At 48.5% G+C, this 22,387-nt stretch carries 28 protein-coding genes and 3 pseudogenes; 23 read left to right on the top strand and 8 right to left on the bottom strand.

The features are described 5' to 3' along the window. The first annotated feature begins 31 nt into the window (after positions 1 to 31). The 5 genes and pseudogenes from GN277_RS08340 to GN277_RS08320 all read left to right on the top strand — a co-directional run bounded on the left by GN277_RS08340 (position 32) and on the right by GN277_RS08320 (position 5,142). Complete coding sequence (locus tag GN277_RS08340; protein ID WP_016284900.1) at positions 32 to 523, top strand: PcfB family protein; 492 nt, start codon at positions 32 to 34, stop codon at positions 521 to 523. Continuing rightward, positions 520 to 2,037 (top strand): annotated as a pseudogene (locus tag GN277_RS08335) (VirD4-like conjugal transfer protein, CD1115 family); the annotation flags it as partial. The gene GN277_RS08340 and the pseudogene GN277_RS08335, both read left to right, overlap by 4 nt. A 441-nt stretch (positions 2,038 to 2,478) precedes the next feature. Next, complete coding sequence (locus GN277_RS08330) at positions 2,479 to 2,685, top strand: hypothetical protein (protein ID WP_159749052.1); 207 nt, start codon at positions 2,479 to 2,481, stop codon at positions 2,683 to 2,685. Then, positions 2,669 to 4,493, top strand: a pseudogene (locus tag GN277_RS08325) (reverse transcriptase domain-containing protein). Before GN277_RS08330 ends, GN277_RS08325 begins: the two are co-directional and overlap by 17 nt. A gap of 265 nt (positions 4,494 to 4,758) precedes the next feature. Beyond that, positions 4,759 to 5,142: a TnpV protein gene (locus GN277_RS08320; protein ID WP_159750651.1), complete on the top strand. Its 384-nt coding sequence runs from the start codon at positions 4,759 to 4,761 to the stop codon at positions 5,140 to 5,142. 118 nt (positions 5,143 to 5,260) lie between these two features. Here GN277_RS08320 and GN277_RS08315 read toward each other — a convergent pair whose 3' ends face one another. Further along, positions 5,261 to 6,118, bottom strand: coding sequence for a helix-turn-helix domain-containing protein (locus tag GN277_RS08315; protein ID WP_159750650.1), 858 nt, complete (start codon positions 6,116 to 6,118; stop codon positions 5,261 to 5,263). A gap of 205 nt (positions 6,119 to 6,323) precedes the next feature. Between GN277_RS08315 and GN277_RS08310 the strand changes: the two genes are divergently transcribed. The 9 genes from GN277_RS08310 (at position 6,324) to GN277_RS08270 (ending at position 13,144) form a co-directional block, all read left to right on the top strand. Then, positions 6,324 to 6,722, top strand: a complete 399-nt coding sequence (locus tag GN277_RS08310) for a hypothetical protein (protein WP_244324638.1) — start codon at positions 6,324 to 6,326, stop codon at positions 6,720 to 6,722. After that, on the top strand, positions 6,706 to 7,011 hold the full coding sequence (locus GN277_RS08305; protein ID WP_120412423.1) for a molecular chaperone: 306 nt from the start codon (positions 6,706 to 6,708) through the stop codon (positions 7,009 to 7,011). Before GN277_RS08310 ends, GN277_RS08305 begins: the two co-directional genes overlap by 17 nt. 263 nt (positions 7,012 to 7,274) lie before the next feature. Further along, a complete protein-coding gene (locus GN277_RS08300) occupies positions 7,275 to 7,508 on the top strand; it encodes a hypothetical protein (RefSeq protein ID WP_159750649.1) in 234 nt (77 codons plus the stop codon). Further along, positions 7,505 to 8,893: a serine/arginine repetitive matrix protein 2 gene (locus tag GN277_RS08295; protein ID WP_159750648.1), complete on the top strand. Its 1,389-nt coding sequence runs from the start codon at positions 7,505 to 7,507 to the stop codon at positions 8,891 to 8,893. The genes GN277_RS08300 and GN277_RS08295 overlap by 4 nt, the downstream gene beginning before the upstream one ends. Positions 8,894 to 8,952: 59 nt before the next feature. Beyond that, on the top strand, positions 8,953 to 9,579 hold the full coding sequence (locus tag GN277_RS08290) for a CHC2 zinc finger domain-containing protein (protein WP_204162818.1): 627 nt from the start codon (positions 8,953 to 8,955) through the stop codon (positions 9,577 to 9,579). Further along, positions 9,569 to 10,927, top strand: coding sequence for a virulence-associated E family protein (locus GN277_RS08285; protein WP_204162817.1), 1,359 nt, complete (start codon positions 9,569 to 9,571; stop codon positions 10,925 to 10,927). The genes GN277_RS08290 and GN277_RS08285 overlap by 11 nt, the downstream gene beginning before the upstream one ends. Then, positions 10,903 to 11,379 (top strand): hypothetical protein, encoded by a 477-nt coding sequence (locus GN277_RS08280; protein WP_159750647.1) that lies wholly within the window; start codon positions 10,903 to 10,905, stop codon positions 11,377 to 11,379. The genes GN277_RS08285 and GN277_RS08280 overlap by 25 nt, the downstream gene beginning before the upstream one ends. 30 nt (positions 11,380 to 11,409) lie before the next feature. Beyond that, entirely contained in the window at positions 11,410 to 11,553 is a 144-nt protein-coding gene (locus GN277_RS08275; RefSeq protein ID WP_159750646.1) for a hypothetical protein, read from the top strand. Continuing rightward, complete coding sequence (locus GN277_RS08270; RefSeq protein WP_159750645.1) at positions 11,489 to 13,144, top strand: recombinase family protein; 1,656 nt, start codon at positions 11,489 to 11,491, stop codon at positions 13,142 to 13,144. Before GN277_RS08275 ends, GN277_RS08270 begins: the two co-directional genes overlap by 65 nt. A gap of 103 nt (positions 13,145 to 13,247) precedes the next feature. On the opposite strand, the gene GN277_RS08265 is transcribed toward GN277_RS08270, so the two are convergent. The 5 genes from GN277_RS08265 to GN277_RS08245 all read right to left on the bottom strand — a co-directional run bounded on the left by GN277_RS08265 (position 13,248) and on the right by GN277_RS08245 (position 15,526). Then, positions 13,248 to 13,616, bottom strand: a complete 369-nt coding sequence (locus GN277_RS08265; RefSeq protein ID WP_016286587.1) for a hypothetical protein — start codon at positions 13,614 to 13,616, stop codon at positions 13,248 to 13,250. Positions 13,617 to 13,677: 61 nt separating this feature from the next. Next, on the bottom strand, positions 13,678 to 14,208 hold the full coding sequence (locus tag GN277_RS08260; RefSeq protein ID WP_016284634.1) for a GNAT family N-acetyltransferase: 531 nt from the start codon (positions 14,206 to 14,208) through the stop codon (positions 13,678 to 13,680). A 29-nt stretch (positions 14,209 to 14,237) separates the two neighbouring features. Further along, positions 14,238 to 14,726, bottom strand: coding sequence for a GNAT family N-acetyltransferase (locus GN277_RS08255; protein WP_016284635.1), 489 nt, complete (start codon positions 14,724 to 14,726; stop codon positions 14,238 to 14,240). A gap of 48 nt (positions 14,727 to 14,774) precedes the next feature. Continuing rightward, on the bottom strand, positions 14,775 to 15,260 hold the full coding sequence (locus GN277_RS08250) for a GNAT family N-acetyltransferase (RefSeq protein WP_004604839.1): 486 nt from the start codon (positions 15,258 to 15,260) through the stop codon (positions 14,775 to 14,777). 23 nt (positions 15,261 to 15,283) lie between these two features. Continuing rightward, positions 15,284 to 15,526: a hypothetical protein gene (locus GN277_RS08245; RefSeq protein ID WP_159750644.1), complete on the bottom strand. Its 243-nt coding sequence runs from the start codon at positions 15,524 to 15,526 to the stop codon at positions 15,284 to 15,286. A gap of 110 nt (positions 15,527 to 15,636) precedes the next feature. Between GN277_RS08245 and GN277_RS08240 the strand changes: the two are divergent. Both GN277_RS08240 and GN277_RS08235 read left to right on the top strand, forming a co-directional pair. Then, positions 15,637 to 15,888: pseudogene (locus tag GN277_RS08240) on the top strand (VirD4-like conjugal transfer protein, CD1115 family); the annotation flags it as partial. Between the two features lie 221 nt (positions 15,889 to 16,109). Beyond that, positions 16,110 to 16,250 carry a Maff2 family mobile element protein gene (locus tag GN277_RS08235; protein ID WP_022788348.1) on the top strand — a complete coding sequence of 47 codons (141 nt, stop codon included), beginning with the start codon at positions 16,110 to 16,112 and terminating at the stop codon, positions 16,248 to 16,250. Between the two features lie 267 nt (positions 16,251 to 16,517). On the opposite strand, the gene GN277_RS08230 is transcribed toward GN277_RS08235, so the two are convergent. Continuing rightward, complete coding sequence (locus GN277_RS08230) at positions 16,518 to 17,075, bottom strand: TetR/AcrR family transcriptional regulator (RefSeq protein WP_159750643.1); 558 nt, start codon at positions 17,073 to 17,075, stop codon at positions 16,518 to 16,520. 160 nt (positions 17,076 to 17,235) lie between these two features. Between GN277_RS08230 and GN277_RS08225 the strand changes: the two genes are divergently transcribed. The 4 genes from GN277_RS08225 (at position 17,236) to GN277_RS08210 (ending at position 19,346) form a co-directional block, all read left to right on the top strand. Further along, entirely contained in the window at positions 17,236 to 18,132 is an 897-nt protein-coding gene (locus tag GN277_RS08225; protein WP_016289762.1) for a cation transporter, read from the top strand. 136 nt (positions 18,133 to 18,268) lie between these two features. Next, a complete protein-coding gene (locus tag GN277_RS08220; RefSeq protein WP_159750642.1) occupies positions 18,269 to 18,712 on the top strand; it encodes an RNA polymerase sigma factor in 444 nt (147 codons plus the stop codon). Continuing rightward, positions 18,699 to 18,911: a helix-turn-helix domain-containing protein gene (locus tag GN277_RS08215; RefSeq protein ID WP_004056518.1), complete on the top strand. Its 213-nt coding sequence runs from the start codon at positions 18,699 to 18,701 to the stop codon at positions 18,909 to 18,911. The genes GN277_RS08220 and GN277_RS08215 overlap by 14 nt, the downstream gene beginning before the upstream one ends. A gap of 30 nt (positions 18,912 to 18,941) precedes the next feature. Further along, positions 18,942 to 19,346 (top strand): winged helix-turn-helix domain-containing protein, encoded by a 405-nt coding sequence (locus tag GN277_RS08210; protein WP_159750641.1) that lies wholly within the window; start codon positions 18,942 to 18,944, stop codon positions 19,344 to 19,346. Positions 19,347 to 19,391: 45 nt separating this feature from the next. Here GN277_RS08210 and GN277_RS08205 read toward each other — a convergent pair whose 3' ends face one another. Further along, on the bottom strand, positions 19,392 to 19,775 hold the full coding sequence (locus tag GN277_RS08205; RefSeq protein WP_159750640.1) for a hypothetical protein: 384 nt from the start codon (positions 19,773 to 19,775) through the stop codon (positions 19,392 to 19,394). Between the two features lie 166 nt (positions 19,776 to 19,941). Here GN277_RS08205 and GN277_RS08200 point away from each other — a divergent pair, with 166 nt between their 5' ends. The 3 genes from GN277_RS08200 to GN277_RS08190 are packed head-to-tail and all read left to right on the top strand — an operon-like array spanning position 19,942 to position 22,316. Further along, entirely contained in the window at positions 19,942 to 20,337 is a 396-nt protein-coding gene (locus tag GN277_RS08200; RefSeq protein ID WP_120471975.1) for a plasmid mobilization protein, read from the top strand. Continuing rightward, positions 20,309 to 21,940, top strand: a complete 1,632-nt coding sequence (locus GN277_RS08195) for a relaxase/mobilization nuclease domain-containing protein (RefSeq protein ID WP_159750639.1) — start codon at positions 20,309 to 20,311, stop codon at positions 21,938 to 21,940. The genes GN277_RS08200 and GN277_RS08195 overlap by 29 nt, the downstream gene beginning before the upstream one ends. Then, positions 21,930 to 22,316 (top strand): cysteine-rich VLP domain-containing protein, encoded by a 387-nt coding sequence (locus GN277_RS08190; protein ID WP_120390277.1) that lies wholly within the window; start codon positions 21,930 to 21,932, stop codon positions 22,314 to 22,316. Before GN277_RS08195 ends, GN277_RS08190 begins: the two co-directional genes overlap by 11 nt. The last annotated feature ends 71 nt before the right edge of the window (positions 22,317 to 22,387 follow it).

Below are 22,387 nucleotides of genomic sequence, written 5' to 3'. Positions count from 1 at the left end.
AGAAAATCCATAGAGAGGAGGCGAAACACCCATGCAGGACGAAGTGGAAAGCAAAACCCTGACGCTCATTGTCAGCGGCACAAAGTTCACCGGCAGGCTGTTCAAAGCGGCAATTATGAAGTATCTGGCGCACCTGAAAGAGCAAAAGATGCAGAAACAGCGGGAAAAGGGCGCGGAGGTCAAGCCCCAGGGCAGGCAGACGGTGAAGCAGCTCATCGGGCAGAACCAGGGCGTGTCCAATCTTGAGATCACAGACCCCTCCATCAAGGTGTTTGAACGGGTTGCCCGGAAGTACGGCGTGGATTACGCGGTAAAGAAGGACCGCAGCTGCTCCCCGCCCAAGTACCTGGTCTTTTTCAAGGCCCGCGACGCGGACGCGCTGACCTCCGCGTTTACCGAGTACACCCAGAAGAAGGTCCGCAAGGCGTCCCGCCCGTCTGTGCTGGCGAAGCTGAACCAGTTCAAGGAGCTGGTGAAAAACGCGGTGGTGGACCGCACAAAGCGAAAGGAGCTGGAACGATGAAAAAGCCCCTGAACATCAAGAAGCTCGTTTTGCTGAACCTGCCCTATATCCTGATGGGGCTGTTTTCCACCAACTTCGGGGAGGCGTGGCGGATGGCCCAGGGCGCGGACGCTTCGGAAAAGGTATTGTCTTTAATCTCCGTCCTTCCGGCGGCTCTTGGAAGTTTCTGGCCCAGCTTTCACCCGCTGGACCTGCTGGTCGGGCTGTGCTGCGGCGCGGCGCTCCGGCTGGCTGTTTACCTGAAAGGCAAAAACGCCAAGAAGTACCGCCCGAATATCGAGTACGGTTCTGCGAGATGGGGAAATTCCCAGGACATCGCCCCTTATGTCGATCCGGTATTCCAGAACAATGTGATCCTCACCCAGACGGAACGCCTTACCATGAGCAGCCGCCCCAAGGACCCCAAGACCGCCCGCAACAAAAATGTGCTGGTAATCGGCGGTTCCGGCTCCGGCAAGACCCGGTTCTGGCTCAAGCCCAACCTGATGCAGCTCCATAGCTCGTATGTGGTTACTGATCCGAAAGGCACAATCCTGGTCGAATGTGGAAAGCTGCTCCAACGGGGCGCGCCGAAGCTGGATAAGGACGGAAAGCCCATGAAGGACAAGAACGGCAAAACTATCTATGAACCGTACCGGATCAAGGTGCTGAATACCATCAACTTCAAAAAATCCATGAAATACAATCCTTTCGCCTATATCCACAGCGAAAAGGACATCTTGAAGCTGGTGACAACCTTAATCGCCAACACCAAGGGCGAGGGGAAAGCCAGTGACGATTTCTGGGTCAAAGCGGAAACGCTGCTGTACTGCGCCCTGATTGGATATATCCACTACGAGGCCCCGGTGGAGGAGCAGAACTTCTCCACCCTGATTGAGTTTATTAACGCGATGGAGGTCCGGGAGGACGATGAGGAATACAAAAACCCTGTTGACCTGATGTTTGACGCGCTGGAATCCGAGAAGCCCAACCATTTTGCGGTGCGGCAGTACAAAAAATATAAACTGGCGGCGGGCAAAACCGCGAAGTCGATTCTGATTTCCTGCGGCGCGCGGCTGGCGGTATTCGATATTGCCGAGCTGCGGGAGGTCACAGCCTATGACGAGCTGGAACTGGACACCCTGGGGGACAAAAAAACCGCCTTATTTCTCATTATGAGCGATACCGATGACAGCTTTAACTTCCTGATTTCCATGTGCTATACCCAGCTGTTTAATCTGCTCTGTGAAAAAGCGGACGATGTGTACGGCGGCAGGCTCCCGGTCCATGTGCGCTGCCTGATTGACGAGTGTGCCAACATCGGGCAGATTCCAAAGCTGGAAAAGCTGGTAGCCACCATCCGAAGCCGGGAGATTTCCGCCTGTCTGGTATTGCAGGCGCAGTCCCAGTTAAAGGCCATCTACAAGGACAACGCCGACACCATCATCGGAAATATGGACACTTCCATCTTTCTGGGCGGCAAAGAACCCACCACCTTAAAGGAGTTAGCCGCCGCCCTGGGAAAAGAAACTATTGTGCGCCCGTTAGGGTGTATGCCATAAACCGCCTTTAGCAAGCGGTAGACAAAGATATCAAAGAAAGGACGGTGAAAATTTATAGTCTATCATTCCACGACTTATCCGTGAGGGGAAACCCTCTGGGGAGTGTAGCATGTCGTTGTTATAGCCGCCACTATTAACGCTATAACTGGCATAAAACGGCGCAATCTTCTAACCGCTGTTTTATGTGGGGATGAAAATCCGTGTATGAGGATGAAAGCTAAACTGCTTGATTGGTAGCCGGAGCCTGGGAGTATCTGGCCTACGTGCGAAAGAAGATGAAACGCACGGTGCTTTGGCGTCTGTCGCTCAATCGTCGGCAGACGTGCGATATCCAAAGCAGGGCAAGCCTTAGATTAGGTTGAACGGCGAACGCCACATATCTACAAAGATTACCGACAACACGGAACGCTAAGTATGGCATACGCTACCGGGGATGACCTAAACCCGCCCATATGCGGGCATGGTTACACAGCTCCCATAGTAGCCCGTGGACTCTGGATTTACAGGGATAGCCGTAAAAACGGAAGCGGGAGAGCCGCCCACATGACGAAGGGGAGCAGTATGCTTTTAATACAGAGAAAGAAAGGAAGGTGCGTGAGGCATCATGAGAAATCCAACTGATGTATTGAATAGCCTAAACAAACAGTCTAAAGATTTATCGTATAGGTTCCAAAGGCTCTACCGGAACCTGTACAACCCGGAGTTTTACCTTTTGGCATATAGAAATATCTACGCCAATGAGGGAAGCATGACGCCGGGTGTGGATGGTGAAACACTGGACGGAATGAGCAGTCCGAGAATAGAGCGTATCATCAGCGCATTAAAAGACCGTTCTTACCGCCCAAAACCTGCACGGCGTACATATATTGCAAAGAAAAACAGCAGTAAGAAGCGTCCGCTTGGGATTCCTTCCGGGGATGACAAGCTGGTGCAGGAAGTAGTCCGAATGATATTGGAAAGCATTTATGAGCCAACCTTCTCCGACTATTCCCACGGATTCCGCCCGAAAAGGAGCTGCCATACAGCCCTCGAACAGATACAGCGGACATTTGCGGGGGCAAACTGGTTTGTGGAAGGTGACATTCAGGCATGTTTTGACAGCTTCGACCACCATGTTATCATTGATATTCTGCGCAGGCGCATTGATGACGAAGCTTTTATCTCATTGATGTGGAAATTTGAAAGCCGGATATATGGAACAATGGCAGTACAACAGGACTTACTGCGGCACTCCGCAGGGTTCCGGTATCAGTCCCATATTGGCAAATATTTACCTGCATGAATTGGATATGTATGTGGAGGAATACAAAGAAGGCTTTATAAAAGGGAACCGGGTAAACCGTAAAGTGAACCCGGAATACGCCAGACGGAACCGTGAAGTGCAGAAGTTCATGCGCCAGAACAGGGAAGTATGGGATACGCTTACCGAAGCCGAAAAGAAAGAACGTGCCGGGGAATTACGCAGACTGCGGGAGAAACAGAGGGAAATCCCGTCTAAGCAGTTCAGGGATGAAACCTATAAAAACCTGCAATACGTCCGTTATGCGGATGACTTTATCATAAGCATTATCGGGAGCAAAAGGGATGCGGAAGAATTAAAAGCAGACCTTGCTGTATTCCTCAAAGAAAAATTAAACCTTACGCTGTCAGTGGAGAAAACCAAAATCACCTATGCTACTGACCGGGCGAGATTCCTCGGCTATGATATCTCTATTTCAAAGAGCCGGGAAATCACAAAACGCCAAGGCAGGAAAGTGAAGGGGTACAGCGGCGCAGTAAAGTTATACATGCCGCATGAAAAATGGGAATCAAAACTGTTGGAGTATGGCGCAATCCGTATCAAGAAGGACAAAGTTACACAAAAAGAGCATTGGAAAGCCATTCACAGACCACAGCTCATTAACCGTAAGGATATCGAAATCCTGTCAAAGTACAACTCTGAAATCAGAGGTTTGTACAACTATTACTCACTGGCATGTAATGTATGCGCAATGAGCAAGTATGCGAGTTTAATGCATTATAGTATGTTGAAAACATTCGCAAATAAATACCGCACAAAGACCAGAAAAATCAAAAAGAGATATTTCAGAAATGGACGGTTTACAGTCATTTATAAGACAAAAGGCGGTATGAAGGAGAGCGTATTTTACAGAGGGCCTTTTATCCGCAAGGACAAGCCTAATGTGCCGCAGGCAGATATCCTGCCCGCCTATAAGCGGTATGATAAACCGAACCGCATAGCGGCAAAACTGCGCTCCAAAACCTGTGAACTCTGCGGACAGTACACAAATGACGTGGAGATTCATCAGGTGAAACGGCTGAAAAGCCTTAGCGGTAAATATGAGTGGGAAAAAGTTATGTTAAAGAACCATAGGAAAACGCTGGCAGTATGCCCGGCGTGCCACCGTGAGATACACGGAAAAGACTGATTTTGTTAGTTGATGGCATATGGAGAGCCGTGTGCATCGAGAGGTGCCCGCACGGTTCGGGAGGGAGCGTCCACGAGGCGCTTACCTCATGACACTTACAACACCGGGGAGAGCCGGGGGCGGGAAACCTCCCACTCTCTCAACTATCAGAAATTGGGGAAAGATATGCCATACTTGTTCGTGAAGAGTTCAGTTGCCTAACAAATTCACATGAACAGGGACACGAACAACTGGATTCTGGAAAACTGAATACAGGAGGTCACGAATGAAAGAACTGCCAAAAAGAATCCATGACGATAACAACGGCCTTGACTACGTTCTTGTGGGTGATTATTACATTCCCGCCCTGCGGCTGACGGAGGAATCCCGCCCTATCGGGCATTGGGGGCGCAGGCGTAAAGCCTATCTGGAAGAAGCCCGCCCCGCCCTTTATTGCAGCCTGCTGTTATCCGGGAAACTCTGGACGCACCTTGCCGACGTGGACGAGCAGGCACAGGAACGGCTTGACCTTATCATGGAGCAGATGAAAGCCGCCGAAGGCGTGACGGAGAAATTGAAAGCGGATGACCAGCTTGAATGGGTGCGCCGCTGCAATTCTATCCGCAGCCGGGCGGAGGAAATTATCTATGCGGAACTGGTCTATGTATAATGCGGCTGGCTCCTGTCTGGAAAAAGCGGCTCTAAAGCCGGAAAATTGAACATGGGACACACGATACAGTAAAGAGGACTGCTAACCGGATTTTTCGGGAATGGCAGCCCTTTTTGCGTCATTCTTTCGTCTTTTTCTTCCCAAACAGGGACAGCAGCTTTGATTTTCCACGCTGGCTGGAAGCTGTGGGGAGCAGGGGGGATTTTTTAAACACACGGGCAAGGGTGGCACGTTCCTCTTCCGGGAGGTTCATATAATCAATGCCGAATACCCGGCAGATCGTAAACGCCCGTTTTTCGTCCGCCGTGCCTTTGTGCATGAGGGCGTCCAGCAGTATCACCGGGATGTTCCGGGCAAAATCTGCTGCGGGGGTTTCCAGTTCGGCAGTGGTCTTGTCGGATTCGTGCCGGGTGCGGAGGTCTTTTACAATCCGGTCAAGGTCATCATGGATGACGTGGCTGAAAAACAGTTCCTCGCTGACCTGCCCCAGTTCCAGCGTGCGCATATAGAGGTCGTTTTCCGGGGGCTGCCGCTGTTCCATGACGGACTGCCTTGCCTGTTCCAGAACTAAGTTCATGTCACGGATACGCATATCCGCAATCCGGTCAATGCAGACTTCCATATCCGTCAGCAGGCGCAGGAATCCCGGATGGCAGACAAACTCACAGAGAAGCCGGTTGTTGAGTGCGCCGCTTTTTAACAAATCAACCGTGGAATCATTCAAGTGCAGCTCATGCAGGGCGGTGTTCGGGTGGTTCTTGTTTTCGGTCAGCCCCATGAGGTAATCCATGGAAAGGCCGTAGTATTCCGCCAGCTTTGCAAGGTTGAACGGGCTTATATCCGTGCATTTGTCGGATTCATATTTTCCCAGCGTGGCTCTTGCTATGCCCGTTGCCTTTTCCAGTTCCGCAAGCGTCATGTGGCGGCTGGTTCTCTCGTCTTTCAATTTCTCCTGAAGCGTCAGTTTTATATACATTGCGCCCCTCCTCTCAAAACATGGTTCATGGCCATTATAGCACGGGGCATTTCCGAAAGCGTGGAAATTTTGCGTTTTCGGGAAATTTTCCAGCCTTTCGGACATACGGGGGAAGCCGGTTTATTTTGATAAGATTTCAGTGTCACAGGACATTGAAAACAGAATGACCGGCTGCAAGTGATACCGTTCCCGGAGAAGTAGTGCCATGACAGGAGCATACCAAAGGAACGGAAAACGCTGGGGTGATTCCGGGCAGGAACGGATTGCAGGCAAAACGGCAGGAAAACAAACTATCAATTATGGAGGAAGGAACATGAAGTTAAGCATTGAGGAAAAGAAGATTTTATATGCCTTCGGGTGCGGGAGCCATGAGAACACCGTCCGCAGGCTGAAATGGGTCACTGCCCTGACAGTGGATGAAAAAGTGAAACGCCGGGTGCTGTGCCTGGCAAGGAAGCTGGATGACGGCGGAGCCGGGGAATGGTATCCCTGTTTTTACCGCCATCTCCGTTTGGAAATGGAAGGATATTTTGAAGCAAAGAAGCATATCCGCATGGTTGAAAAAAGCACAGACTGGGAGGGATTTTATGGGAAAGCCGTCTAAGTATGAAAAGGAAACGATTGTCAACTTCAACGAGGGTGAGAAGGAAGCCAGTATTTACACATTCAATGCGGACTTGAAGCGGCGGCTGGCGGAGTTCAGCAAAAAATATCCGCTCCTGTGCCGTTTGGAGAAGTCCACGCCGGAAGGGAGCGTGACCTATGTTCTGGATAAGTCCCGGCTGTCTATCCGGCTGGTTCCGCCTTACAGTGAGGAACGGCGGGCGGCGGCGAGGGCATATGCCAAAGAACACGGCTTCAAGTCCATGCCGGGCGGGAAGGATATTGCCTGATTTGGGGGCGTTTTACGGTCAAAACAACGGGTGCGGAGCCGGTATTTTCCCCGTGGTTCACGGTAGAGGTATCAGACATCAGGGAAGCCCCGGACGGCGGAAATGCCTGTTTTGGGCGTGTTTTTCCGGCTGTCATGGGGAATGGCTGCGGTTTCTGTAGGAAATCAGAACGAGCGCGGCGCGTTCTGATTTTCTGATACGGAAAAAGGGAGCCGTCTTTGACGTGGGCGGGCGCAGCGCACTCACGTTGGCGGCAACCTTTTATGCGGGGTACAGGGGCGCAGCAGCCCTGTTGGGGTCAAGGGGCAACGCCCATTGGCGGGTTAAGGGCGGCAGTCCTTATCGGGTCAAGGGTGAAACGCCTTGCCCAGCTAGAGTTGGCGCTTGCGTCAATTCGTACTGGGTATTACCTGACGCAAGCCCCGCAGGTTCGGCGGCTTCGCAGCCCTCCCGCCAGCCCGGGAATCGGTAAAAAGGAAAGGGGGATTTTGGATTGAAACTGACACGGCACAACGGACGCTCCGGCAAAAACGGCACGTACAACCCACGCCACAATGACCGCCGCTTTGACGTGGAAAACAGCGGTCATATTGATTCGGAGCGGGCAAAGAAAAATGTATACTGGGACTGCTACCGGGGCTATACCACCGCCGGGAGCCGGGAGGATTCTTCCCAGCCGGATTTCAGCTTTGAGCAGATAGAACTGGCTTATTACACCGAGAATTATTCGGATTTCATTGAAGCCCAGAACGCAAGGAATGAGAAGAACCGGCACACGGAACGCAACCGCACGGTGGGGGATTTGTTAAAGAACAATAAGACCTGCCCGGAGGAAAGCATTTACCAGATTGGGACGGTGGAGGAATCCGTCCCGCCGGAAACCTTGTTCCAGATTGTGAATGAGTTTTATGCAGAGTTTGACCGGCGTTTTGGTTCCCACGTGCATCTTCTGGACTGGGCGCTCCATCTGGACGAGGGGACGCCGCATATCCATGAGCGCCATGTATTCGATTGCAAAAACCGGTATGGGGAGTTATGCCCCCAGCAGGAAAAGGCGTTGGAAGAACTGGGAGTGCCGCTCCCTGAACCGGATAAGAAAAAGGGAAGGAACAACAACCGCAAGCAGACTTTTGATGCGGAGTGCCGGAAGATGCTTTTCCGTATCTGCGCCGCACATAACCTTCACTTGCAGGCAGAGCCGTCCTACGGCGGGCGGGATTATCTGGAAAAGCAGGACTTCATCATTGAAAAACAGAAGAAAATACTCTCCGCACAGGGGGAAGCCTTGACGAAAAACACCGTAGCCATAGCGGAGCAGGAAAAGAAGTTTGATAAAGCCGTAAAAGCCGTTTCAGAAAAAGAAAAGGAACTGGAAAAGCAGGAGGGGCTGATTGCGGAAAAAGGGCGGGAACTTTCGGAAAAGCAGGCGGCACTTGCCACTGTCACCATGAAGATTGCAGACATGGAATCGCTGGTGGAGGAAGTGGCGGACACGGCTTATGAGAAAGCCTGCGAAGTTGTGGCGGATACCGTCCGGGCGGAAACGCAGAAGGAGGACATCCGGGCGGTGGAGGATTACAAAAAGTGGCTGGCTTCGCCGGAACGGAAAGCCCCGCAGGAGAAAAGGGATTTCGCCGTGAAGTGCCTGTGTACGGTTCAGGAGCAGATTAAAAATGCGGCGCAGAAAGTGTTAAGGAAAGTCCAGTCTGCGCTCCAAAAGCCGGAGGTGAGCCGTGCAAACAAGGAGCAGATTAAAGAGAAGGCAAGGGAATCCATGAAGGACAGGCTCGCAAGGGGGAAAATAGAAGCTGACCGGGTGAACCGGGAGCGCATGGAGCGCAGGAACGTAAGGGCAGCAACAAAAAAAGATATGGAGATTTGAAGCATTTGCTTTCCGCTGTGGAAATGGCAGATGCTTTTTTATTTCCGGGAAGGGACGGTATGAATGTATTTGAAGCAGTAAAGGAAAATGTAACGGCAAGGCAGGCGGCGGAAATGTACGGCATCCGGGTGAACCGGAACGGCATGGCGTGCTGCCCTTTCCATGATGACAGGAATCCCAGCTTGAAGGTGGATAAGCGGTTCCACTGTTTCGGCTGCCAGGCGGACGGGGACGTGATTGACTTTGTGGCAAGGCTTTACGGGCTGCCCGGTCTGGAAGCGGCGAAAAAGCTGGCTTCGGATTTTGGCATTTCTTATGACAGCCGGGGGCGGGCTTCCCCAAAACCGGCAAGACGGAGCGTGTCGGCAGAACTGCGGTTCTTGCAGGCGGAGCGGAAATGCTTCCGGGTGCTTAGTGATTATCTCCATCTGTTGGAGCGGTGGGAAACGGCATATGCGCCGAAATCGCCGGGGGACGGGTGGAACCCGCTGTTCGTGGAAGCCATGCAGAAACGGGAGTATGTGGGTTATCTTTTAGACACGCTGCTGACCGGGACAAAGGAGGAAAAAGCCGCAGTCATCACGGGGCATGGGAAGGAGGTGGAACGGATTGAGCGGAGGGTATCAAAGTTTGCCGCCAGAGGTCAGGCAAGCCGTGGGAACAGCCGTAGACAGCATGGACGGTGAAAAGACGGTGGGGGAAGTCCGGCAGATGCTGGAAACCACCCAGAAGGGGCAGACCGCCAACACGCCGGGGAATTACAGGGCGGTGTTTTTGCATGACCCGCTGCTTCGAAGGGCGTTCAGTAGCAACCTCCTGACTGACCGGGTTGACATTGTGAAGCCCCTTGGCTGGTATCGGGACGGGAACCGGCTGACGGACGTGGATATTCAATATTTAGTTCTGTATTTGGAGGAACACTACGGGCTGACATCAGAGAAGCGGATTGAGGGGGCTATCAAGGTAGCCGCCAATGAATACCGGTATCACCCTGTCCGTGATTACCTGAACAGCCTGCAATGGGACGGGACGGAGCGGGTGCGCTATGCCCTGCGCCATTTCCTCGGTGCGGAGGTGAGCGATTACAATTACGAAGTCCTCCTGCTGTTCATGCTGGGGGCGGTGGCACGGGTATTCAAGCCGGGGACAAAGTTTGAGGTCATGCTCTGTCTGGTGGGCGGCCAGGGAGCCGGGAAGTCCACCTTCTTCCGGTTCCTTGCTGTCCGTGATGAGTGGTTTTCCGATGACCTGCGGAAGTTAGACGATGATAACGTATACCGGAAGCTGCAAGGGCATTGGATTATTGAAATGTCGGAAATGATTGCCACGGCGAACGCAAAGAGCATTGAGGATATTAAGTCCTTTTTGAGCCGCCAGAAGGAAACCTACAAAGCCCCTTATGAAGTCCACCCAAAAGACCATAAGCGGCAGTGCGTGTTTGCCGGGACTTCCAACACGCTGGACTTCCTGCCCCTTGACCGAACCGGGAACCGGCGTTTCCTGCCGGTGCAGGTGCAGGCGGAAGCGGCGGAGGTTCACATTCTGGAAGATGAAGCCGCTTCCAGAGCCTATATCGGGCAGATGTGGGCGGAGGTCATGGAGGTTTACCGGAAGGGGGATGTAAAGTTGAAATTAAGCCCGGCAATGGAGAAGTATCTGAAAGAACACCAACGGTCATTCATGCCGGAGGACACCCTCGCCACCCGGATTCTGAACTTTTTAGACGGGTACGGCGGGAAGATGGTATGCTCCCTACAAATCTACCATGAAGGGCTGGGACACCCGGCTTATGAGGAACCAAAACAGTATGATATCCGTGATATTAATTCCATTATGAAGAACTATGCGGCGGGCTGGAAAGCCTTTGAGAATCCCCGGCATTTCCCCTCGCCCTATAACCGGCAGAAGGGTTGGGAACGGGTGGAGCCGCCTGACAACGGAGGACATGGAAAATCAGGTTTCCAGCCTTTGCCCGAAGGGGAAGCCGTCCAGCTTGGGCTGCCGGAGGAATGGCTGGAAGCGGGAAAACCGTAGCCGGTTGTCGGCTGGTTGCCCCTCCCGTTGTCAAGCCCGTTGCCGGGAAGCCGCCTAACAAATGCCGTTTTTCAGGGCTTTTTCTTTCCCTGACAACGAAAGCAACGGAAAAACAGAAAGAAAATCAATCAGAACAGAAAACGGAAAGCCGGGTTTTGTGTGCGGAGTTTTTTAACGTCCGTTGTCAGCCCCCGTTGTCAGGCTCCCACCTGCCCGGCAGTCCACACTATCACACCCGGACGGAAACGCTCCGGGTATCTTTATGGAGGGAAATGCATATGGCAAAACAGGCAGATTATCCGGCGCAGAACCGGAAGGAAAATAAAAAAGTACAGTTTATCGTTTCCCGTGAGTTTGCGGGAAGCCAGACCATGCGGGAAGCCTTTGAGCAGCTTATCGAGAGGCAGACCTGTGAGCGGTTCGAGGAATGGCAGAAACGGCAGGCAGGCTAAAGGGCGGAAACCGGAGAAAAACCGGGAATCTTGCAGAAAACAGTTGAACAAATGGCGGGGGCATGGTATTATCATGGTATCGTGTCCCTGTTCATAGAAGGAGAAGCCTATGAGCAGGAAAAATCATCTATCGAATCAGAAAATAACCGCCCTCTATTGCAGGATTTCCCTTGATGACGGCAGCCAGAATGAGAGCATGAGTATCTCGAACCAGAAACTTCTGCTCAAAGATTACGCTGAAAAGAACGGTATGCCCCGGTACGAGTATTACGTGGACGACGGGTATACGGGAAGGAATTTCAACCGCCCTTCGTTTAAGCGTCTGATTGCCGACATTGAAGCGGGGAAGGTGGGCTGCGTGATAACCAAAGACCTTTCAAGGCTTGGGAGGAACTATATTGAAGCGGGCAGTTATATCGAAATCTTTTTCCCGAAACACAATGTAAGGTATATAGCAGTCACGGACGGCGTGGACAGCCTGACAAGGCAGGAAATGGATATTACGCCGTTCAAAAATATCCTGAATGACATGTACAGCCGGGATATTTCAAAGAAAGTGCTGGCTGGTCGCATGACACGCTCACGTCAGGGGAAGTTTGGCGGCGGGCAGCCGCCCCTTGGCTTGATGCGTGACCCGGAGGAAAGGGGACACCTTATCCTTGACCCGGAAACAGCGCCTACTATCCGTAAAATCTATGACCTTGCCTTAAACGGCTGGGGGTGTATGCGGATAGCCAAACAACTGATGGAGGATAAAATCCCCATCACACGGGTAAAAAGCAATACGGAATGTGACGTGAATTATTATTCGTGGGGGAGCGCAAGGATTAGCCATATCCTGCGGAACCCGTTTTACAAGGGCGCACATCTTGTCTGCCGGACGCACCAGAAGGGAATCCGCTCCAATACCTATGACATCATTCCCCGTGAGGAATGGGAAGTCCTTGAGGGCTGCCATGAAGCCATCGTAAGCCCGGAGGACTGGGAGAAGGTGCAGGAACTGATTGACCGCCGCCCTCCCATCATGGAGGGGAACGCCTGCCCCTTCTATAACCTGTTCCACGGCATTATCTACTGTGCCACCTGCGGGAAGTCCATGCAGGTACGCTATGAGAAAGTAGGCAGAACCGGGAAGAACCGCTTTACCGGCGAGGAACGGGAGCCGATAGACAAGGCGTATTATATCTGCCAGACGTATAACCGGCTGGGGAAGAACTCCTGCACCAGCCATAAGGTGGAAGCCAGGGATTTGTACAATCTTGTGTTGAGGGACATTCAGGAACTTGCAACAATGGCGCTTAAAGACGTGGAATCGTTCTACCAGCGGATTAGCAGCCGTATGGAGCGGCGGTATCTGGCGGACGCTTCGGAGATGGAGAAGGAGCGGGGACGGCTGGAAGCAAGGAACCGGGAGATTGACGATATGTTCCTGAACCTGTATACCGACAAGGCAAAGGGAATCCTGTCCGAGCAGCGTTTTGTGAAGCTGACGGCGGTAATGGAGCGGGAACAGGAGGAAAACCAGAAGCAGCTTAAAGAATTGGCACTCTCCCTGCGCCGTTCCAATGAGCAGGAAAGCGATGTCCGCACCTTTATCCGTGAAATCCGGCAGTATGCCACGATACAGGAATTGGACGAGGGTATCTTAAACCGCCTTATCAGCCGGATTCTGGTGGGTGAGGTGAAAAAGGTTGACGGGGAGAAGTTTCAGGAAATCAAAATCATTTATAACTTTGTCGGGGAGATACCGGCGGTAACAGAATAACGGCAATGCCCTTCTCTCTTTTTGGGGGAAGGGTTTTCTTTTTGCCCGTACACGAAAAAGAAGCCGGGTTCCCTATTCTCCGGCTTCCAGAAAAAACTGAGATTTATTTGATAGGTGTCCCAATGCGTTTATCCAATCTCCATTGTGGTGCCATTCCATCATCGGCATAATATTCGTCCATTGCTGTAATTTTATCGTTTTTTGTTTGAATAAACGAAGTCACATGAAAAGAAATACTTCTATCTTTGGGATAGATACGAACAACTGTAATAATTAAATCATTCACAATTTCTACTCTTTCAACGAGTCCGTCCCATTCTCCGGGGTACTCACAATTCGCAACAATATATTCATCCACCGTAAAATGCTCGTTGGTGCAATGCCAATTTACATAGGCTTCTGCATGAAAGTATTTTCTAATTTCTCTTTCATCTTGGGCAAGAACGGCTTTCCAAAATTGTTCTATATTCATAATTTTCTCCTTTAAATTGCGATTTCCCAGTATGTCAAACTGGAAATGGTTGAGAAAGACACTATATTGAAATCCAAAATCTTTGAATAATGCCACTTTTACTTAATCCCACTGTATCAACAATTTCATTTTCCATCACTCCACCGTTTTTAATAATCGTCCTTTGCGAAGCTACATTTCGCTTATCGCAGGTTACTAAAACCTTGCTTTCTCCAAACGCACGGCAAAAAGGTAAAACTAATCCCAGCATTTCAGACGCATAACCTTTTCGTCTTTCTGACGGACGAACACTATATCCAATATTACCCCCAAAATTTTTGAGAAAATCCGATAATGGGTGTCGAAAATCAATCATACCAACAACAAAATCGTCTTTTCGCCTTACCGCTAAAAACACTTCTGATGGAACATATCCGCTTTTATATTTTTCTCTTAATCTTCTCTCAAAGTCAATCCACTCATCAAATGATTGGACATCTTCAAGACCTGCACAACCATCAAAACTATCTCCACATTGTAACATTTCTTCTTTATATGACATGACTTGTTTTGCATATAGTTTAGATGGCCTAACCAACATCAATTCACGCATCACATTCATCCTCACAAATTTGAATTTATCTATACAAGGAAATACAATACCTCTCTTATATCTTTCCCACCGATATTATCATCCCGAAATACTTCTGAATAAATAAATCCGTTTTTTTCATAAAATTTTCTTGCTCTATGATTATCCTCCAAAACCCATAAAAGCACTTTACTAAATCCGCATTGTTTTAATTCTTTAATACACTTGTTAAGCAATAACCTACCGTATCCTTTTCCAATGTAATCAGGCAAAAAATATATGGAAACGATTTCTCCATATTCGCTGTATTTTTCCCATCTTGATTTACAGAAACTTGCAGTACCTATAAGACGCCCATGTTCTATCAGAACAAGGTTATTCATACCAATTTTATTGATACTATTAGCCCATTGCCCCGTTGGAATACTATTAAGATAGTTTTGAGGAATAATGTTTTTATATGCGTATTTCCAACTACTTTCATATATTTTGCTTATTTCAAGAGGATTATCATCTTTGGTGATGTATCTAATCTCCATTTCAACAACTCCTTAAATACCGATTTGTTCAAATCTATAAACTGGAATCTATCTATTTTCCATAATCAATTCTTTGCACTTCCATTCCTCACCCAGAATACAATATCTTTCTGTTGTATCAAGAACTACGTCGCTAAAACCGACTGCCTTATAACAGTAATAAGCTGGAAGATTATTCTCAAAAACACCCAATGATACTTTTTTTGCTCCATATATTTCAAATGCAAATTTTAGACCTAACTGGAGCATAGCTTTTCCATAGCCTTTTCCTCTCTTGTGAGGATTTATAATAACAAATCCAAAGCGTAATTCATCCAAAGATTCATCAGGATTCCTTAGTGTAAAAAAACCAACAATTCCAGTTTCATCAAATGCAGTAAACGGCATTAGAGATTCAACAAAGCAAAATTCATTTTGTGTTATTGGGTAATTACCAAGTACACCTGCTGTCCATTGATAAAATGCTTTTTCATCTTGACACCACGATAATATCGTATCTACATCCGAAGCTTTATATGGTCTTATTCTAATCATATATTTTCCCTCGCAAATTTGAATTATAGCAATCGGCTAACCAAATTAAATGCTGTGACTGCATAAACAAAAATTGCTACTCCGCCAAAAATAGCAGCATCTGTTTTCGATTTTTTATCATAGCATTCTTTCGCATTTAATGACATAACTAATCCCATAAACACAAACATAATAGGTAACGTTATATCATAAGGCAGTAATTTCATCAATCCAATAGAACCAAAAACAACTGTCAGAACCGAAAATATTATTTTCCAAATACGCATATATATTTCTCCTTATATTCTGATTTGCTATAGTTTAGCACATTTATAGAACATCTACAAGATTCCGTGTATGAAAAAGCAAAAGGAATGAATTCTTCACTTGACAATGTGGCAAAGAGTTGATGAGCCAGGATGAGCTTGCGGTGATGGACGGGGGAAAATGTATCCTCCAGCTGCGGGGCGTCCGCCCGTTTTTGTCGGATAAGTATGACATCACCAGGCACCCCAATTTTCAGTACACCGCCGACGCGGACGATAAGAACGCCTTTGACATTGAAGCGTTTCTGTCCACCCGGCTCAAACCAAAACCCAACGAGGTCTACGATGTGTTTGAAGTTGACGTAGACACCGAGGGCGAATAATCCCGTTCCGCGAGAAAGGAGTGATCTTATCTACCCGCCAGGGTCCCTGAAACCTGCCTCGGTTGAGGCCATTGGCGTACAAAGCGGACAGCTCAACAAAAAAATGAAGAAGGAGGATAGCCGGAATCGAGCCGCCCAAAATTCAGGGCGGTTTTGTTGTCCGGCTTTTGTATGCCTATGAACCAACACTAACCACAAAGCGATTCCGGCTAAATTAAAGTATGGAATTTTTCAACAGCGCAATCGACGTTTTGCAGACCCTCGTTATCGCACTGGGAGCCGGCCTTGGAATCTGGGGCGTCATCAACCTGCTGGAAGGTTACGGCAATGATAACCCTGGCGCGAATGCTCATGTACGGTAAAGAAGCAAGCAACCGAAAACAAGAGATAGACCGCCAGTACCACACTATTCCGAACCAAAGACCAAAAGACAAGCACCGTGGAAATGTGTATAACTTGCTATTCCGTCATGGAAAAGTCCGTTCACAGAACATGGAAAAGCTAAAGTGCAGCTTTCCCACATTCTGCAAACAGACTTTCCCACAACTCCATAAGACAGCAAGTTATGCACATTCCCACAGTGCCGACTACTACGGAATCCCTCTTTATCTCCACACAGATTATTTCTTTTATGGCATATTCCAACTTGCGTCAATAGAATAAATAAGCTGGATTATTTTTTCCTTTGGGGTAGAAAAATTATTCTTAATCCAAAGTGAGATTATTGAGAGGCAGCCTTGAATATGATATGTCGCCATATAGAGCATTTCTTCTGAAACGGAAAATATATTTTCTTCTTGCATCCATATTTCAAGATATTTTTCTTCGATGATGTCATACATATGCTCTTGAAATTTGTGGTCAATTCCCTTTCCGAAAAAAAGCAAACGGCTTAGGGCAGGATTTTCATAAATATAATCAATAATGGAATTATAAATATTTTCGTAATGACCTGCTGGATTATCGTTAATAAATTTAGTGAACTCAGATATAGCGTCATGTTCCATTTGCTCATATAAGTCATACACATCATGGTAGTGCGAATAAAAAGTAGCTCTATGTATGTCTGCCTTGTTGACTAATTCCTGTACTGTAATTTTTTGAAGTTCCTTATCAAGCATTGCGTCAGCAAGAGCAGACTGTAATGCTTTTATTGTCTTTTTGACCCGCCTATCATGTTTATTCATAGTTTTCTCCTTTAAACAACAGTTTCGAGCGGCAGTGTCGTTTAGGCAACAATTATAGATAAAATTGAAGATAGAAAAACGACACATGTTATAGTATACTGCTTGTTGTACGGATATGTCAATCTGAATACTATAAAATTCCAAGGCAATGGAGGTAACCATGACACAAAAACAAATTGAACGCAAATCGCTGATAGTAAGCTGCATTGTAAACTTAATAATGGCAATAGGTGGGTTTTGGATTTTTTCGATAACAAATATTCAAGCTCTGTTTTTAGACTGTTCCTTTTCAATGATTGCTTCCTGCTCTTGTTTGGCAGCATTGGAAATTTCAAAAATTAGTAATAAAAAGACAAAGAATTACCCGGACGGTCTTTATTTTTTAGAGCCATTATATTCTATTTTTAGAACTTTATTAACATTGGTGCTGCTGTTTTCTTCTGTTGCTCGTACTGCAAAAGCAGCATGGGGGTATTTTGCATATGGCGTTGGAACCCCTTTGATGATTGAACCTGTAATTCCTTATGAGATACTTATGTGTATCATATGTTTTGGGCTGTCTTTTTTTAACAGAAGCCAGAGCCGTAAAACTAATGATTCCAGTACACTTTTAGCAACAGAATCGAAAGGAAATTTTATCGACGGCATATTATCTTTGGGCGTAGCACTGTCTGCGTTCTTGATAAAACTGATAGATATTAACGGAAGTTTGGGTTTCCTTCATTATACTGGAGATTTTTTCATTACGACAATTATAGTCTTGCCTGCAATAAAAGAACCGATAAGTGTTTTCATATCTTCTTTCCGCGAATTGTCAGGAGGGTTGACAACGAATCAGGAACTAAAAAGAACAGTTTTCCAATTTGTAGAAAAGAATCTTAGCGGTATTATGACATTGCAAAAATGTGACATATATAAAATTGGTATGCACATAAAAGTTTGCATTTATATTACCAATAATATTGATTATAAAAAAATACAAACTGTCAAAAGGAATATCTTGAAAGATATATGTCCTATTTACGAAAATGCTGAAATTGTTTTTTGTGAATGGTAAAATGTGATACCGGGAGAAGATAATTAAAGTAGCGAAATGAGTTAAGACCTGCGCATAGAGTTGTTGTTACTTTGAATTATAAACAAGCAACCATAAACCATGCACCGCCCTATGTGGGAGAAAGGGGGAATCATCTATGCCTTGCACAGAAGCATACAAGGAACATATCATGTATACGTTCAATGGCTTTTGCAAGACCGTCATACGCTTTGCGGCACTCAACGCATGGCGTGATAGGAGCAAACGGCGGCAAAAAGAAATATCCCTTGAATACCTCACAGAAGAAAAGTTTTACCCTTTAGGCACGACAGACGAATATTTTGAAGCACCCTATGAAGAATATCCCATTACGATATGCGGTCAGACAGTTATCCTCACCAATGGGGAACTTGCCGCCGCCCTGTTATCTCTGCCGGAAAGAAAGCGGGAAATTATTTTCCTTTACTTTTTCGGAGATTATACACAACAGGAAATCGGGGAAATGTACGGACGCTGCCGGAGTACGGCGTGGCATCACATACACAGTGCCTTGCAAATGCTGCATAAAGAAATGGAGGTGCTTTTCCGTGAGGAATCCTAAACTTGTGCCGTATGAAACGATTGTCCGGGCGACCAGCGGCGAGCCGGAAGCCATTGACGAGGTTTTGCGGCATTACAGCAAGCGAATCCGGCTTGCTTCCCTTGAAAACGGACAGGTCAACAAGGACACCGAGGACAACATCAAACGGCGGCTTATCGCTGCCCTGTTCCAGTTCCGCTTTGACGGACAGCCTACCTAACAGGAGGTGAGATTTGTCGCAAAAATAGTTATGCTTATGTTTAACGACACCGAAGAAAAAGCGGTTGAGAAAGCCATAGCTGCCCTTGCCGATATGATACCGCTGGAAGCCATGCAGCCGCCCCACTCCCCGGCACTTACTTTTCCGGGATTGGAAATAAAATTGCACCAACGCCGGGTATTAAAAAACGGCACAGATATTCCCCTCACCCGTTTAGAGTATGGCGCACTCTGCTACCTTGCCGCCAGTCCGGGGAGGGTGTTCACAAAGGCGCAAATCTTTGAAGCCGTTTGGAGCATGGAAAGTGAAAGCTGCCAGTCAAACGTGGCGAATGTGATATGCAATCTACGGAAAAAGATAGAGCCGGATAGCGGAAAGCCCACTTACATAAAGACCGTTTTAGGCGTGGGCTACAAGTTTGCTTCCGGGGAATGATAACAGAATAACCGCCGCCCATCAGCGGCAGCCAAAGACAGGAAATCAAGAAAAGGTTTCCTGTTTTTTTGCGCCCAAAACCAAGCCGGATTTTGCACCGTAATAAAATAATTCAACTACTTTCTGAAAACATTGCCTAAATTTCCTTTTTTCCCGTAGTAGGTAATAAGGGGAAAAATAATTGCCGGAAAGTTTGGCGTTTTTTGAAACTGTCCGTATATCACTACAAAACGGAACTGATTTCAAGCCAAAAAAGGCTTCCAGTTTTCCGTTTTTGTCAAATGCTGTTGTGAAAACACGAAAAGAAATTCCGGGGAACTTTGCCAGATTTGCCTTGCCGTGCGTAGTAAGTAATAGAGGGAGAAATACCGCCGCATAGTTGGCAGAATCCACGCCGAGCAAGCCGGGGGTATCAGCAAAAGCCCACACAGAGGAAGCCGCCACTTTCTTAGAGCAAGATTCTACCACAGTACCAAATTTCGCCTATCGGCTCATTTTGTCCTGCGGGAATCTTGTTGGGGTTGCCACCCCAAGCCCGCCTTTTTGCGGCTTGCGCCGCTTGAAAAAATCCACCCACGAAAGGAGGTTCACAGCCATGAAGAAATACAACACACCCCACCGCCACCGGGTAATCAAAACACGCTTGACCGAGGAAGAATACGCCGAGTTTTCCGAGCGTGTTTCCCTCTGCAAAATGAGCCAAGCCGAGTTTATCCGGCAAGCCCTTATCAAGTCAAGCATACGCCCGGTCATTACCGTTTCCCCGGTCAATGATGAATTACTCTCTGCCGTGGGAAAACTCACAGCCGAATACGGGAAAATCGGCGGCAACTTGAACCAGATTGCCCGCTGTCTGAACGAGTACGGCGCACCCTATAACGCCCTCTCCCAAGAGGTACGAGCCGCCACAGCGGAGCTTGCCGCCTTGAAGTTTGAAGTCTTGCAGAAAGTAGGTGAAGCCGTTGGCAACATTCAAACATATCAGCTCTAAAAATGCCGATTATGGGGCGGCTGAACAGTACCTAACCTTTGAGCATGACGAGTTTACCATGAAGCCCACACTGGACGGAAACGGGCGGCTTGTTCTCCGTGACGATTACCGCATTTCCTCTCTGAATTGCGGTGAGGAAGATTTTGCAATCGCCTGTATGCGCTCCAATCTGAAATACGGCAAGAACCAGAAACGGGAGGACGTAAAGAGCCACCATTACATTATCAGTTTTGACCCCCGTGACGCACAGGACAACGGCTTGACCGTAGACCGGGCGCAACGGTTAGGCGAGCAGTTCTGTAAAGAGCATTTCCCCGGACACCAAGCGTTGGTATGCACCCACCCGGACGGGCATAACCACAGCGGCAACATTCATGTGCATATCGTAATCAATTCCCTACGGATTGCGGAAGTGCCGTTATTGCCCTACATGGAAAGACCAGCGGACACAAGGGAGGGCTGCAAGCACCGCTGTACGGACGCAGCTATGGAATATTTCAAAGCGGAAGTAATGGAGATGTGCCACCGGGAAAATCTCTATCAGATTGATTTACTCCACGGGAGCAAGAACCGTGTCACCGAGAGGGAGTATTGGGCGAAACGGAAAGGACAAGCCGCACTGGATAAAGAGAACGCTTCCCAAGCCGCCACAGGAGAGCCGCTCAAACAGACCAAGTTTGAAACCGACAAGGAAAAGCTAAGGCAGACCATACGGAAAGCCCTTGCCGCCGCTGCCACCTTTGACGACTTTTCCTCTCTGCTGCTCCGGGAGGGCGTGACCGTCAAAGAGAGCCGGGGGAGATTATCGTATCTCACGCCGGACAGGACGAAGCCCATCACCGCCCGGAAATTAGGTGATGATTTTGACCGTGCCGCCGTACTGGAAACACTCACCATAAACGCACAGAACGCCGCCAGAGCCGCCGAAACGCCCCTACCCCAACAGGAATACCCCCGCAGCATAAAAGACCGTTTACAGCGTGGCAAAGCCGCCATAAACGCCCCGAAAAATGACGGAGTACAACGCATGGTAGACCGGGAAGCGAAACGAGCCGAGGGAAAGGGTATAGGATATGACCGCTGGGCGGCTGTTCACAATCTAAAGCAAATGGCGGCTACCATGAGCGTTTACGAGGAATCCGGCTTTTCTTCCCCGGAAGAACTGGAAGCCACCCTTGCCGCCGCCAGTGCCAGACTGCATGAAACCACCGGGAAACTGAAAGCCGTGGAAAGCACTTTGCGGGAGAAAAAAGACTTGCAGAAACAGCTATTGGCGTACATCAAGACCAAGCCAGCCCGTGACGGATTGCGGGCGCAGAAAACCGAGAAAGCCCGGAGAGCCTACCGGGAACAGCATGAAAGTGAGTTTATCATTTCCGAATCTGCCGCCCGGTATTTCAAGGCACAGGGCATTACCAAACTGCCAGCTTCCAAGACCTTGCAAATGGAGATTGAGCAGCTTACCAAAGAGAAAAACGCCCTTTACAACGAGTACCGGGAGAAGAAAGAGAACGTCCGGGAATTGCAGACCGTGAAAAGCAATCTTGACAAAATATTGCGCCGTGAGCCGGAACGGGGAAAGGGGCGGGAAAATGAACGGTAAACGCCCCTACATGGACTACCCACAGTACAGAGCCGCCCGCCGCCTTGTACATGAGTGCTGCAACTACGATAACGGCAACTGTATCTTGCTGGATAACGGCGAGCCTTGCGTATGCGTCCAGAGTATCAGCTATTCGCTTATCTGCCGCTGGTTCATTACCGCCGTTCTGCCGCTGGACGGGAAACTAGAAGCCGCCCTACTCCACCGGGCAGACAGGAAACGCTGTACCGAGTGCGGCGGGTATTTTCTCCCCAAGTCAAACCGGGGGAAATACTGCCCGGATTGCGCCGCAAGAGTGCGCCGCCGGAAAGAAGCCGACAGACAGCGGAAAAGATACCACCTTTCTACGCATTTAGGCTATGAAAGAAGCCCGTAAATCAAGGCTTTTTTGACCGCCCTCAAAGGGTAGCCGATACATTTATCCTTTACCCCCGAAAATGCCGTTTT

Source organism: Sporofaciens musculi, from assembly GCF_009830285.1.
In the GTDB taxonomy this organism is placed as follows: domain Bacteria; phylum Bacillota; class Clostridia; order Lachnospirales; family Lachnospiraceae; genus Sporofaciens; species Sporofaciens musculi.
The sequence above is the reverse complement of the archived record's forward strand: the minus strand, read 5'-3'. Positions and strand labels throughout refer to the sequence as shown.

Excerpts from the sequence above, each read along its gene's own strand:
- GN277_RS08340 (WP_016284900.1), top strand. The coding sequence starts at position 32 with ATGCAGGACGAAGTGGAAAGCAAAACCCTGACGCTCATTGTCAGCGGC.
- GN277_RS08330 (WP_159749052.1), top strand. The coding sequence starts at position 2,479 with ATGGCATACGCTACCGGGGATGACCTAAACCCGCCCATATGCGGGCAT.
- GN277_RS08320 (WP_159750651.1), top strand. The coding sequence starts at position 4,759 with ATGAAAGAACTGCCAAAAAGAATCCATGACGATAACAACGGCCTTGAC.
- GN277_RS08315 (WP_159750650.1), bottom strand. The coding sequence starts at position 6,118 with ATGTATATAAAACTGACGCTTCAGGAGAAATTGAAAGACGAGAGAACC.
- GN277_RS08310 (WP_244324638.1), top strand. The coding sequence starts at position 6,324 with ATGACAGGAGCATACCAAAGGAACGGAAAACGCTGGGGTGATTCCGGG.
- GN277_RS08305 (WP_120412423.1), top strand. The coding sequence starts at position 6,706 with ATGGGAAAGCCGTCTAAGTATGAAAAGGAAACGATTGTCAACTTCAAC.
- GN277_RS08300 (WP_159750649.1), top strand. The coding sequence starts at position 7,275 with ATGCGGGGTACAGGGGCGCAGCAGCCCTGTTGGGGTCAAGGGGCAACG.
- GN277_RS08290 (WP_204162818.1), top strand. The coding sequence starts at position 8,953 with ATGAATGTATTTGAAGCAGTAAAGGAAAATGTAACGGCAAGGCAGGCG.
- GN277_RS08285 (WP_204162817.1), top strand. The coding sequence starts at position 9,569 with ATGGACGGTGAAAAGACGGTGGGGGAAGTCCGGCAGATGCTGGAAACC.
- GN277_RS08280 (WP_159750647.1), top strand. The coding sequence starts at position 10,903 with ATGGCTGGAAGCGGGAAAACCGTAGCCGGTTGTCGGCTGGTTGCCCCT.
- GN277_RS08270 (WP_159750645.1), top strand. The coding sequence starts at position 11,489 with ATGAGCAGGAAAAATCATCTATCGAATCAGAAAATAACCGCCCTCTAT.
- GN277_RS08265 (WP_016286587.1), bottom strand. The coding sequence starts at position 13,616 with ATGAATATAGAACAATTTTGGAAAGCCGTTCTTGCCCAAGATGAAAGA.
- GN277_RS08260 (WP_016284634.1), bottom strand. The coding sequence starts at position 14,208 with ATGCGTGAATTGATGTTGGTTAGGCCATCTAAACTATATGCAAAACAA.
- GN277_RS08255 (WP_016284635.1), bottom strand. The coding sequence starts at position 14,726 with ATGGAGATTAGATACATCACCAAAGATGATAATCCTCTTGAAATAAGC.
- GN277_RS08250 (WP_004604839.1), bottom strand. The coding sequence starts at position 15,260 with ATGATTAGAATAAGACCATATAAAGCTTCGGATGTAGATACGATATTA.
- GN277_RS08245 (WP_159750644.1), bottom strand. The coding sequence starts at position 15,526 with ATGCGTATTTGGAAAATAATATTTTCGGTTCTGACAGTTGTTTTTGGT.
- GN277_RS08235 (WP_022788348.1), top strand. The coding sequence starts at position 16,110 with ATGGAATTTTTCAACAGCGCAATCGACGTTTTGCAGACCCTCGTTATC.
- GN277_RS08230 (WP_159750643.1), bottom strand. The coding sequence starts at position 17,075 with ATGAATAAACATGATAGGCGGGTCAAAAAGACAATAAAAGCATTACAG.
- GN277_RS08225 (WP_016289762.1), top strand. The coding sequence starts at position 17,236 with ATGACACAAAAACAAATTGAACGCAAATCGCTGATAGTAAGCTGCATT.
- GN277_RS08220 (WP_159750642.1), top strand. The coding sequence starts at position 18,269 with ATGCCTTGCACAGAAGCATACAAGGAACATATCATGTATACGTTCAAT.
- GN277_RS08210 (WP_159750641.1), top strand. The coding sequence starts at position 18,942 with ATGCTTATGTTTAACGACACCGAAGAAAAAGCGGTTGAGAAAGCCATA.
- GN277_RS08200 (WP_120471975.1), top strand. The coding sequence starts at position 19,942 with ATGAAGAAATACAACACACCCCACCGCCACCGGGTAATCAAAACACGC.
- GN277_RS08190 (WP_120390277.1), top strand. The coding sequence starts at position 21,930 with ATGAACGGTAAACGCCCCTACATGGACTACCCACAGTACAGAGCCGCC.